Below are 12924 nucleotides of genomic sequence, written 5' to 3'. Positions count from 1 at the left end.
AAAAATCATTAAATCACCTATAATAAAAGTTTTGTGTAAACAAACTTGACACAGGAAATAAAAAGACATATAATTGTGTTAACAAGAACGAATGACACAATGGCGTGTCGGTAAAGAAATGATGGCAACGAGGCCTATCTATTGTGAGAAACTTCACATTGGTAGGTCTCTTTTTGTTATAGGATAGATAATAATTTCTTTTAGAATTAGTAAACATGCAAAGTTAGTCATAATGATTCACAAATAAAGGAAGGGGCGAGTTAATATGAGTCAGAAGGAAAAACTAGTGGTGATAGGAAATGGGATGGCTGGTGTGAATACAGTTGAACATATTTTAAAGCTAGCTCCAAATCAGTTTGATATTACTATTTTTGGTTCAGAACCGCATCCAAACTATAATCGTATTTTACTATCTTATGTATTAGCGGGAGATTCCAAAGTTGATGATATTGTAATTAATAGCTACGAATGGTATGAAGAACATGGCATTTCATTATATACAGGGGAAACGATCACTGAGATCAATACAGAAGGAAAAACTGTCACAAGTGATAAAGGAACTTCAGTTTCTTATGATAAATTAATCATTTCAACCGGATCTGATCCGTTTATGCTTCCATTGCCAGGTGCAGATAAAGAAGGTGTAATTGCTTATCGTACGATTCAGGATTGTGAATACATGATGGAAGCTGCTAAGAACTATAAGAAAGCTGTTGTAATTGGTGGAGGGCTACTTGGTTTAGAAGCAGCAAGAGGATTTTTGAACCTTGGAATGAAGGTTGATGTTGTTCATATCTGTGATGCGATCATGGAAAGACAGTTGGATCGAACGGCTTCCAAAATGTTGCAAGACTCACTAGAAGAGCAGGGTATGAACTTTCTACTAAGTAAACAAACTGAGAAAATTTTAGGTAAAAAGAGAGTGACAGGTTTAAAATTTGCTGATGGTTCAAAAGTTGATGCTGACTTAGTAGTTATGGCGGTGGGTATTCGTCCAAATATCCAGCTTGCTAAAGACTCTGGCATTGAAGTGAACCGAGGTATTGTGGTAAATGATTATTTAGAAACCAATGTTGAAGACGTGTTTGCAGTAGGAGAATGTGCAGAACACAGAGGGATTGGTTACGGATTAGTTGCTCCTTTATTTGAACAAGGTGCAGTACTAGCAAAGAAAATTGCGGATGTAGATACAGCTCCATATGAAGGTTCTGTCGTTTATACAAAATTGAAAGTATCTGGTGTAGATGTATTCTCTGGTGGCGACTTTAACGATGCTAAGGATACAAAAGCAATTAAAATAGAAGATGAATTTTCAGGTATATACAAAAAAGTAGTAGTTAGAGACAACAAAATTGTCGGTGCAGTGTTATTCGGGGACACTTCAGATGGCAATAGATTAATGCAAATGATACGTAATGAAACAGATATTACTGGATTTGAAAAATCAGCGATACTACAAGAGCCAGGTGCTAATGCAGGTGGGGGTTCTAGTGTTGCTGACATGAGTGATGATGAAATCATTTGTGGTTGTAACGGGGTAAGTAAAGGTGCAATCTGCTCAGCAATTAAAGAGCAAGGATTAACCTCAGTTGAAGAGGTGAAAAACTGTACAACGGCTTCGCGCTCTTGTGGAGGATGTAAACCGTTAGTAAGTGATTTACTAGAGTACACATTAGGTGATGAATTCGATAAATCAGCTCAGAAAGAAACGATGTGTGAATGTACTGATTTAGAAAAGGACGAAATAGTAGTACAGATTAAGGAAAAGGGACTTTCTCATGTACGTGAGGTTATGAGTGTCCTAGGTTGGAAAAATGAAGAAGGCTGCTCTAAGTGTAGACCGGCTATCAACTACTACCTTGGCATGGTGCATCCTGAACAATATCAAGATGATTCCACTTCACGTTTTGTCAACGAGAGAATGCATGCGAATATTCAAAAGGACGGTACGTATTCAGTAGTTCCTCGTATGTACGGCGGTGTGACAAATCCAACGGATCTGAAAAAAATCGCTACAGTAGCTGAAAAATACAATGTACCGAAAGTGAAAATCACTGGTGGTCAAAGGATAGATTTGCTAGGTGTTAAAAAAGAAGATTTAACAAACATGTGGGAAGAGCTGGATATGCCTTCAGGGTATGCGTATGGTAAAGCTGTGAGAACTGTAAAAACATGTGTTGGAGAAGAGTTTTGCCGATTTGGAACAGCAGACTCCATGGGAATGGGAATTCAGATAGAAAAACGTTTCGAACGTTTGAATACACCTGCAAAAGTAAAAATGGCTGTATCGGGATGTCCACGAAACTGTGCTGAATCAGGTATCAAAGATTTAGGCGTTGTGGCTATTGATGGAGGCTGGGAGTTATACGCTGGTGGTAACGGTGGGGTTAAACTCCGCAAAGGTGATTTAGTAGCAACAGTGAAAACAGAAGAAGAAGTCATTGAATATACAGAGGCTTATTTACAATATTATCGTGAAACAGGGGTTTACGGAGAGCGTACATCCGAATGGGTTGATCGTTTAGGTGTACAACATATTCAAGATATTTTATTAGATGAAGAGAAACGTGAAGAACTTTGTGCCAGAATGGATACAGCCCTTTCTGTATTAAAAGATCCTTGGAAGGAAGCTGTTGAAAGTGAAAAAATTCAAAAAGATTTATATGAAGTGATAGAAGCGAAGTAGTCTTGTATTAACAAATCATACAAATAAAATAGGATGGTGAAACGAAATGGGTAACTTAAAAGGCGATAATTCATGGGTTGAAGTGGCTAAATATGATGATCTACCAGTAAATTCAGGAAAAACAGTTCGTTTTAAAGATAAGGAGCTTGCGGTATTTCGTTTAACAAGTGGTAAAATACTAGCAATTGAAAATCGTTGCCCACATAAGGACGGTGTTTTAGCAGAAGGTATTGTAAGTGGAGAGTATGTATTCTGCCCTTTACATGATCGTAAAATTGATCTAACCTCAGGTTTAGTGCAATTGCCGGATACTGGATGTGTTGAAACTTTTGATGTATCTGTGGAAGATGGAAAAGTGTATATTGCCCTACTAGAGAAAAGTGAAATTGCAGCTGTTAAGTAGATATGAATTTGTGAAGACCCGCGAAAGTAAAAGAATCATGATTCAAGGATAACTTTACTTTCGTGGGTATTTTTTCAGGGGGTGAGTTTGATGCCAACTATGTTGTTTAAGAAAAAGAAAAAAACACAAAAAAACCAGCCCGTATCTAATCAATCTCACTGTTGTTATTGCAGTATGCAGTGCAGTTTACAGTTAGTTCCTAGCGACAAACATGAATCAGGGCTTGTGGTCAAACCCAGTCCTGATTTTCCTGTAGCGACGGGTAGGCTTTGTCAAAAGGGATTGAATTCATTGGATCATGTTGTGCACCCATCACGTATTAAGGAACCATTAGTAAGAGTGGATCAAGATCGTAATAATAAATGGTCCAATACGAGTTGGAATACTGCGTTTGATCAAATTTCGGATAAAATAAAAGAGTTGCAAACGACTTATGGAAAAGATGCAGTTTCAGTATTTGGCGGTGGTTCATTAACGAATGAAGTTTCCTATTTACTGGGAAAATTTACTCGTGTTGCATTGCAATCCAAATATATTGATTACAACGGACGTTATTGCATGTCTTCAGCAGCAGCAGCTGGAAATAAAGCCTTTGGCGTTGATCGGGGTTTAACACTGCCTTTGTCTGAATTGGAGAATGCAAAGTATATTATTTTAGCGGGTACAAATATTGCAGAATGTCAGCCGACAATGATGCCTTATTTAATGGCAGCGAAAAAGAAGGGTGCAGTCATTGTAACGATTGATCCTAGAAACACAAAAACTTCTAAATTAGCTGATATCCATGTTCGTTTACAACCTGGTTTTGATGCGATGTTTGTTAATTCCTTGTTGAATGTGATTGTGAATGAAAAGCTGTATGATGAGAAGTTTATAAAGGATAGAACAAATGGTTTTTCTGAATTAGTCGAAACAGTACAGCCTTTTACACCAGACTATGTAGAGGAAATGACTGGTATTCTAGCTCCTAAGATTCGAACGATTGCCCGTGGTTTTGCTAAAGCAAAAACAGGTATCGTCTTTACTGCACGTGGACTTGAACAACAAGTAAATGGTGTTGAAAATACATTAAATTATATTAATTTATGTTTAACTACAGGCAAAATAGGTAAACCAGGAAGCGGGTTTGGTGCAGTTACTGGTCAAGCAAACGGACAGGGGGGAAGAGAACATGGTCAAAAAGCGGATCAACTCCCAGGTTACCGAATGTTAGAGAATGAATCAGCTAGAGCGCATGTTTCCAAAGTGTGGGGAATTTCACCTGATGAACTACCTAAAAGTGGTGTCTCTGCCTTTGAACTGTTTGAAAAAATAAATGCTGGTGACATTAAAGCCATGATCGTATTAGGCTCAAATCCGATCGTTTCCAGTCCAAATAATGCTGTCGTTGAGCAAGCGTTTAAAAAGCTGGAGTTACTAGTAGTGGTAGATTTGTTTGAAACAGAAACAGCAGAATATGCAGATTGGTTATTGCCTGGCTCTTCATTTTTAGAAGCAGAAGGAACTTTAACAAATCTTGAAGGTCGTGTTTTTCACAGAGGAAAGGTATTGGATACGCCAAATGAGAATCTATTAGACTATGAAATTATATGTGAGCTTGCGGAAAGATTAGGACGTGGACAATACTTTCAATATGAATCGATTGAGGATGTATTTAACGAATTAGCTAAAGCTTCAGCCGGTGGGAAAGCAGATTACAGCGGAATCACCTATAAACGTTTGAAAGAGGAGAAAGGTTTGTTTTGGCCGTGTCCAGATCCAGAACATCCCGGAACACCTAAGATGTTTACGAAAGAGTTTTATCACGAGGATGGGAAAGCCAAAATCTTTGCAATCAAACCAGAAAAACCTGCCGAACCGATAGATTCTGAATATCCTTACATTTTAACAACAGGTCGACTAGGAAATCATTATTTAAGTGGTGCCCAAACCCGAAGAACTGAAAACCTAAATAAAAAATCTCCTATACCAGTAGCAGAAATTCATCCGTGGTTAGCCAAAAAAGTAGGTCTAATTCCGAATCAAAAAATGAAGATTACAAGTCGTAGAGGATCACTTGAATTCCATGTGAAAATCACAGAAGGGATTCAACCAAAAACGATTTTTGTCCCCTTTCATTGGGGCAAAGAATTAGCCATTAATCAATTGACAAATGATGCACTGGCTCCAATCAGCCGCATGCCTGAATTTAAAATCTGTGCGGTGAAAGTGAAAGCCATAAAGTGAACCTAACTTTCAGTGGGGGAAGTATAGTTCCGCTGAGAGTTAGATTATTCCGTATTAACAGTCCATTGTTTCCCCCTCCACAACGACAATCTTTTCGGACTGTTAATACGAGATAAGTAACATGAAGCCTTTATCCTTTGATAGAGGTTTTTTTATGATGGAAATCTGTTCATCTTATATAAAATTTTAAGGACAGAAGATGTGCAAAAACCAGACTCACGGCATGTTCAAACCTTCGCGGTTTTAATGCAAAATGGGAGAGTGTACATTTTGTTATTAGAAAAAGAGAATGTGAGTTAAATAAATGAGATAAAAATGTTCTAATAACTTGGAAGCATTGCTAAAATAAGGTTGAGGATACTTTGAGGAGGATGAAAAATGTTTAAAAAGATAGCTGCTGATGCACTAGGTTTATCCGATATTGGAACGATTATATCACCTGGAGATTTTGACAAAACGGATGCTGACGATTATGTCTTGCATGAAGATGGGGAAAAAATTTATTTTTTGATTAAAACAAAAGCAGATGAATACTGCTTTACGAATCTTGCACTAATTCATGTAGATGGGGAAAATGCAATATCTTCCAAGAGAACATTAAAACGATACCCTTATTCTCAGCATAAAATTTCTAATGTAATACTTGAAACAGCTGGCAAAATTGATTTGGATGTAGAAATAAAATTTAATATAAGCACAATTGCTTTTGATATCGATGTAAAAAAAGAGCAGATTGAACAGTTGAAAGATTTATATAAGGCTTTAATGCGCATCTCTGAGATTGCAGCTGAAAATGAAAAATATATTGGGATGGCTTCTCAAGGTTTAGACAAAGCAGTCTCAGTATTGCAAAACTCAAGAATCCATGATGAGAAATTAGCGGAAACGTATGGTGAGTTAACAGATTTCGGTTTTAGTTGGTTAAAAGCCACTCATGAACAGTATCATATTAAAGACTTTGGAGATGTTTTTGAAAAATACATTAATAATTAATAGGAACCTAATTAGTAGTCAATGAAATAACAATATGTAAAACCCCCAGTAGAAGTGCCCAGACACTTTTCTAATGGGGTTTTTTAATGTTTTGTGGAGCAAATACCTAATATTCAACATGTTTTTAAAGAATACACCTCTTGTTTATTGACGGTTTGTATCATTTTATGGTATTTTTGATTTAATTAGTGACAATATGAACATATGTGCATATATAGTAAATGGAGGGTTTAAATTGTCTGAGGAAAACAATATTCAATCAAATGGAAATGACTATAATGAATTAGATAAGGAAACATTATTTATCGTGTCGCAAACATTTAAAGCTTTATCGGATCCAACTAGAATTCGAATTATACATTTGTTGACGAATCATGAGTATTCAGTAAATGAGATCTCAGAAAAGCTTGGACTGCTGCAATCCACTGTTTCACATCAGTTGAGGTTTTTAAAAAATTTAAGATTGGTAAAATATCGCAGAGCAGGTACAACGATGTATTATTCTCATGATGATGAACACGTAGTGGACTTATTGCAACAAGCCATAAATCATTCTCAGCATCTGTAATTCAATTTTTTTGAAAGAATTCATCTAACGAACTGTTTACACGGAGAAAATGACTTGAGTGAGAGGAGGACAAGTATGAAGGAATATAAAATAGAAGGCTTAAGCTGTGCTAGCTGTGCTGCAGATATGGAAGAAAAAATTCAAAAGTTAGATCATGGGGAAACTGCGGCTATATTATATAATTCTTCAAAGTTAAAGATTGACGAAGAAGCTAATTTATCAAAAGTAAAGAAAATTTTAGCCAGTGATGGAGCCGCTATAGTAAGTGATGAAGAACAAGAACATGGCCATGTTCATACTCACGCTCACAACAATAAGTTAAAACTATTTTTGGGGATTTCCACAGGTTTGTTTTTATTAACTATTATTTTTGAAGCTTTTTTACCAAACATACTGTCCGTTCTATTTTATTTGACTGCGATTACCATTAGTGGATATCAGACCTTTATAAAGGGATTGAAAAATCTATTTAGATTGAAATTTAATATTGATACTTTGATGACGATTGCTTTAGTTGGAGCTATATCGATTGGAGAATGGAAAGAGGCAACGCTAGTAGCCATTTTATTTGGTTTAAACGAGTATCTTGAGGGTTTGGGTATGGAGAAAGCTAGAAAATCTATGGAAAAGCTTTTGAAAGTAGCACCCAAGGAAGCGACTTTAATTCATGATGGTAAAGAAAAAGTCGTTCCAATTGATGCTTTACAGAAGGATGATATCGTTTTAGTGAAATCTGGTGAAAAAATTCCTTCTGACGGTATCGTTGTTGATGGAGTCAGTTCAGTGAATGAGGCGGCCATCACAGGTGAATCGTTGCCAGTTGAAAAAGAAGTGAATGCTAAGGTTTTTGGAGGTAGTATTAATAATGAAGGTGTTTTAAAGATTAGAATAACGAAAGCATTCGAAGATTCTTCATTAGCAAAGATACTACATCTAGTACAAGAAGCACAGGAAACGAAAACTCCAACAGAGCAGTTTATTAATAAATTTGCAAAATATTATACGCCTTTCATCATGATCATTTCTTTGTTAGTTATGACTGTACCCCCATTATTATTTGGAGCGGTATGGGGAACATGGTTTTATCAAGGTTTGGCGGTTCTGATCGTAGGGTGTCCTTGTGCACTAATTTTGTCTTCACCTATTGCGATTGTATCAGGGATTACACGAAACGCACGAAATGGAATTTTGGTAAAAGGCGGTGTGTTTCTCGAACAACTAGGTAAAATCAATACGATAGCATTTGATAAAACGGGTACTTTAACTAAAGGTGAACCACATGTAGAAAAGATAGTGGAGTACGACAATAACTTATTAACGATTGCAGGTGCGGTCGAAAAGAAATCTTCACACCCTCTAGCCAAAGCGATTATGAAAAAGGTGGATGAAGCTGAAGTTCACATCAAGGAATCAGATGAAATCAAAACACTTTCTGGTCGTGGTATTGAAGCCATGGTAGATGGCAATAAGTATTATGTTGGTAATGAAATCAGCATCGAACATCTTAATTTTGATGAAAAAGTGCTAAAAGATATTGAAGAGATGAAGGCTCATGGATTAACACTGGTGATTGTTGCAGATGTAGAGCATGTTTTAGGAATCTTCGGAATTTCAGATGAGATACGTCAGGAAAGCAAAGAAGTGATGAATAAACTTCATCTATCAGGCATTAAACATACAGTCATGCTGACAGGTGATCATGCACAGACTGCGGAGATAGTAGCTAATGAAGTGGGGGTATCAGAATATCATGCGAACCTGTTGCCAGAACAAAAAGTAGAAAAAATTAAAACATTACATGAACGTGGCAATATAGCGATGATTGGTGACGGTATTAATGATGCACCGGCGTTAGCAGTAGCTGATCTTGGTATTGCAATGGGAAAAGGAACGGATAGCGCAATAGAAACTGCAGATATTGTATTGATGCAGGATCATTTAGGAAAACTTCCAAGTGCTGTAGCCATATCCAAAAGAGTAAATCAAATTATTAAGCTTAATATTTCACTAGCCTTAGGTTTGAAATTAATTGCACTTCTCTTAACAATTCCAGGATGGTTAACTTTGTGGATTGCTATTTTGTCAGATATGGGCGCTACTATTTTAGTATCCTTAATTAGTTTAACGATTATGATAGATAAAAAATAATCTACGATTTAATAAAGGGAGGACAATTTTAATTTGTCCTCCCTTTTTTATTATGATTTTTTTCAAGCTCCCCCAGCCTCTCTTCAAGTGGGATGTAACACCATGAGAAGATGCTTTGATTTTTAATATAATAAACTCTTATAAGAAATCTTTTTCTAGTGTAATATAAAGTGGCAGGGAGGAAAGAACGTAATGAAAACAACAATAAACCGAAAAGAAATCTTAGTCCTATCTGTTATTATCGTGTTAGCCGTCTATTTCTTTTGTATTTCTTTGAAATATACACACATTGGGATCTATGCTGAACAGAATCAAAATGGCGATTGGACTGTAACTAGAGTCTTGAATTCAGTCTCTTGGGCATCCGTAAATCAAATTGAACCAGGGGATAATATAAATAAAATAAATGGTGAGGATCCATCACAATTCAAGAAACTTATCAAGTTTGGGAAAGTAGAGATGGTGGATAGTCTTGTTATAAAACAACAAAACGGTATAGAAATTGTATACAAATCCCCCTCATATAATCAATCTCAAATTGAATATGTAATTATCCCAATGCTTGTATTCTTTCTATTATTGCATATTAGTATATTCATCTATAAAAAACAGGGGATAAAATCAGATACTAGATTACTAGTTTCTTTTTCCATCATGTGTGCTTTAACTTATGCAACTACAGGGGCTACATCGAGATACAATGAAGTAGGAGAGTTGGTACTCTCATTTTCATATCCCATTCTCCCAGTCCTATTGTTACATTATTTATATCGTTATTTTTCAATTAGAGGAGAAAAATTTATCGCTTTTTGGATCATAAAAATGGGTTATATCATTATCCTTATTCATGCTGTTATTGTGGCAGTATATTTAGTCTCTCCAATATTCAATTATAAGATCTATACATATATTATTATAAATTCATATTCAAGTATTTTTATCCTATATAGTCTTTTTACATTTGTCATTAGCGTGTATCGATATTTAAAAGGAAATCCAGCATATCGACCTGTGTATAAAATTATTTTATTAGGTTTAGTCACCTCTTTTTTTCCATTTATATTTTTTGTTGGGATCCCTGATATCTTGTTTGGCATCTATTTAATGCCTTACCAATTTGCCATTATGTTTGCAATCTTTATGCCCATCATGTATCTATATTTATTGTCTGCCAATCAGCTGATAGATATTGATTACATATTAAAAAGAGTACGCTATTATTGGATTTTGGCAGTTATTCCTACCGTATTCATTATGGTTATTATCTATTTGATTTGGGACATTGATAGTACAAATATTGTAAAATGTTTTGAAACCTATATGGTTATTCATATTGCTCTTGTCCTGTTTTTATATATTAAAGAGAATTTAGATTATCGATTAAGTGCATTATGGTTTAAGGAGAAGCATCACTTTCAAAATAGTATGAATGAATTTACTCAACAGTTATCAAAAATGATGAATACTTCTGAGTTAGAAGCTGCGATGATAAAAACGTTAAAATCTGTACTACCTATTGGCTCAGTTATTCTTTTAGAAAAACCTTTGAATGAATCTTGTGTTGTTAAGGAAAAACTAGGTTCTTTACCTAATCCTAGTATCTTTGCACAAATTAATAATTCTGCAGATCATACTGCAGTAGGGCATTTCATTCCTGTGGATTCTGGCATTTGTTTTTTATATGGTAATACTGGAAACTGCGGGCGGATGGTATGGTTTGATAATAAAGTGAATCATACAAGATTTAATCGTGATGAAGTTTCTTGGATCAAAACGTTGTTAAGTTACGTGGCTATCGTATTTGAGAACTTTCAATTAATTGATGATTTTATTGGGAATTTAGAACAAAATATGTCACAAGATAAAAACAGACCTGCTTGGTTATTAAGGTTATTATTTTCGATTTCTGAGAATGAACGGCGTCGTTTAAGTTCTGATCTTCATGATACGGTGTTACAAGACCAAATTGTTTTGTATCGTCAGCTAGAGCAGCTTTTGAAAGAATCAAATATCCCTAGACACGTACAAGATCAGATGCAGCTCATTCATGATGGATTAATTGATGTTATAGGAAAAATAAGAGAAGCCTGTAATGAATTACGGCCCCCATTTCTAAAAGAATTAGGGATTGTTGAAGCAATTAATAAATTGTTAAGTCAATTGAAATTGAGGAATTCTGTAGAGTTTTATGCAGCAGATTTTCAAGCTGAACTAGATGACGATCAAGTGATTACGATTTATCGTATTGTTCAAGAGCTGCTTCAGAATGCAAATAAACATGCACAGGCATCACAAATTAATTTAATGCTCTCAAACACAGAGGATGCCATTTATTTTACATATACAGATAACGGAATTGGAATGGACCTTAAAAAACTTGAGTATTCTTTGACACATATGGGACTATGGGGCATTCAAGAACGAGTAGCTAGTCTAGAGGGAACGATTCATTTTCACTCTACTCCTGGTGAAGGTTTTCTAGTAGAGATCTCTATACCATTACAAAATTCTGTTGGAATTCATCAATAAATCTAAATCATTTCACGTGGTTGCTTGGTAAACTAGTAAATCTGGCTTAGCAAATTCATTAACCTTTTTTTGGAATATAAGTACAAATCTGATACAATATCTTCTGTATTGGTTGTATTTCAAATGAAGGAGTAAGAACATCTTATGCTAGCAAGATTAAATTCAATTCATCCAATTAACAAAATACTTATTTTAGGTACTCTTTTTACTAGAACCGCCGTTTTTATGACAATACCTTATCTATCTATTTATTTATATAAAGTAAAGGGCATTAGTTTGGAGATGATCGGATATATTCTTGGAACGAGTCCTTTAGTAAGCATAATAGGTGGTATAATAGGTGGGGGTCTATCAGATCGGTATGGTAGAGAGAAGATTATCATTGTAAGCATATTTATATGGTCCATCGTTTTTATTGGGATAGGACAAGCTGATCATCTCATTCTTTTTTTCTGCTTAAGTGGTTTAAATGGTTTATGCCAATCCTTCTTTGAACCTACTGCCAGAGCACTTTTGTCTGATTTGACTAAGCAAAAAGAGAAGTTATTTGTTTTTAACTTGCGATATACGGCTATAAATGTAGGGGCAGCTCTAGGTCCATTAATTATACTATTGTTAGGTTCCTCCAATAACACAATTACTTTTTATGTGACTTCGAGCATTTATATTATATATGGAATTGTTTTAGTGATCGTTTTTCATAAGAACAAGCTGCAAGAAGTAGGAGTAATTCCAAAAGAGCGTATTCAACTCAAAGAAGCGGTTCATACGGTAAAAAGTGACAAGGTATTGTTATTTTCTATCGTAGGATTTATATTTGGTGTGATTGGATTTAGTCAATTTGGTTCAACCCTGCCGCAATTTTTTGAAAATGCACCTCATATAACAAACGGAGTGAAGGTGTATTCCCTTTTAATTATATTGAATGCAGTTACCGTATTAATTATTCAATATCCTGTCACAAGGATAGGGAAATGGATATCCCCTTTATTTTCTATTATGATAGGAACGTTAGCTATTTCAGTTGGTTTATTTGGAATGGGTCTATTCAAGTCACCATTACTCCTCGTTCTTTCTATGATTATTTTTACAATTGGTGAAGTGATGATGTTTACGATGACCGATTTATTTGTAGATCAGATAGCAAAACCATCTTTAAAAGGAACCTATTTTGGAGCCATGGCTTTGTCCGTATTAGGTGGTGCAATTGGACCTGCTATCGGTGGAGTATTACTTGGACATTACGGTTTTGCTGCATCAGAAATTGTTTTTGGAATTTTAGCAGCTATCAATGCAATGGCATTTCCTATTCTAATCTATGTGAATTATTTAATTAAAAAAACGAAGCGTAATGCTGACTATACATTATAA

Annotated in this window: 8 protein-coding genes; all 8 read left to right on the top strand. The window is 35.3% G+C overall.

Annotated features, from left to right (window positions below):
* The first annotated feature begins 265 nt into the window (after positions 1 to 265).
* The 8 genes from nirB (at position 266) to Q5Y73_RS13025 (ending at position 12924) form a co-directional block, all read left to right on the top strand.
* On the top strand, positions 266 to 2686 hold the full coding sequence (nirB, locus tag Q5Y73_RS13060) for a nitrite reductase large subunit NirB (RefSeq protein ID WP_305992351.1): 2421 nt from the start codon (positions 266 to 268) through the stop codon (positions 2684 to 2686).
* Positions 2687 to 2732: 46 nt separating this feature from the next.
* Positions 2733 to 3089 (top strand): nitrite reductase small subunit NirD, encoded by a 357-nt coding sequence (nirD, locus tag Q5Y73_RS13055; protein ID WP_305992350.1) that lies wholly within the window; start codon positions 2733 to 2735, stop codon positions 3087 to 3089.
* Between the two features lie 90 nt (positions 3090 to 3179).
* Positions 3180 to 5315, top strand: coding sequence for a molybdopterin oxidoreductase family protein (locus Q5Y73_RS13050; RefSeq protein WP_305992349.1), 2136 nt, complete (start codon positions 3180 to 3182; stop codon positions 5313 to 5315).
* A 378-nt stretch (positions 5316 to 5693) separates the two neighbouring features.
* A complete protein-coding gene (locus Q5Y73_RS13045) occupies positions 5694 to 6308 on the top strand; it encodes a PH domain-containing protein (RefSeq protein ID WP_305992348.1) in 615 nt (204 codons plus the stop codon).
* A gap of 235 nt (positions 6309 to 6543) precedes the next feature.
* Positions 6544 to 6876, top strand: a complete 333-nt coding sequence (locus tag Q5Y73_RS13040) for an ArsR/SmtB family transcription factor (protein ID WP_305992347.1) — start codon at positions 6544 to 6546, stop codon at positions 6874 to 6876.
* A 75-nt stretch (positions 6877 to 6951) separates the two neighbouring features.
* Positions 6952 to 9024, top strand: a complete 2073-nt coding sequence (locus Q5Y73_RS13035; protein WP_305992346.1) for a heavy metal translocating P-type ATPase — start codon at positions 6952 to 6954, stop codon at positions 9022 to 9024.
* Between the two features lie 192 nt (positions 9025 to 9216).
* A complete protein-coding gene (locus Q5Y73_RS13030) occupies positions 9217 to 11553 on the top strand; it encodes an ATP-binding protein (RefSeq protein ID WP_305992345.1) in 2337 nt (778 codons plus the stop codon).
* A gap of 144 nt (positions 11554 to 11697) precedes the next feature.
* Entirely contained in the window at positions 11698 to 12924 is a 1227-nt protein-coding gene (locus tag Q5Y73_RS13025; RefSeq protein WP_305992344.1) for an MFS transporter, read from the top strand.

The sequence above is a fragment of the Chengkuizengella axinellae genome (assembly GCF_030730905.1).
Classification (GTDB): Bacteria; Bacillota; Bacilli; order Paenibacillales; family KCTC-33759; genus Chengkuizengella; species Chengkuizengella axinellae.
The sequence above is the reverse complement of the archived record's forward strand: the minus strand, read 5'-3'. Positions and strand labels throughout refer to the sequence as shown.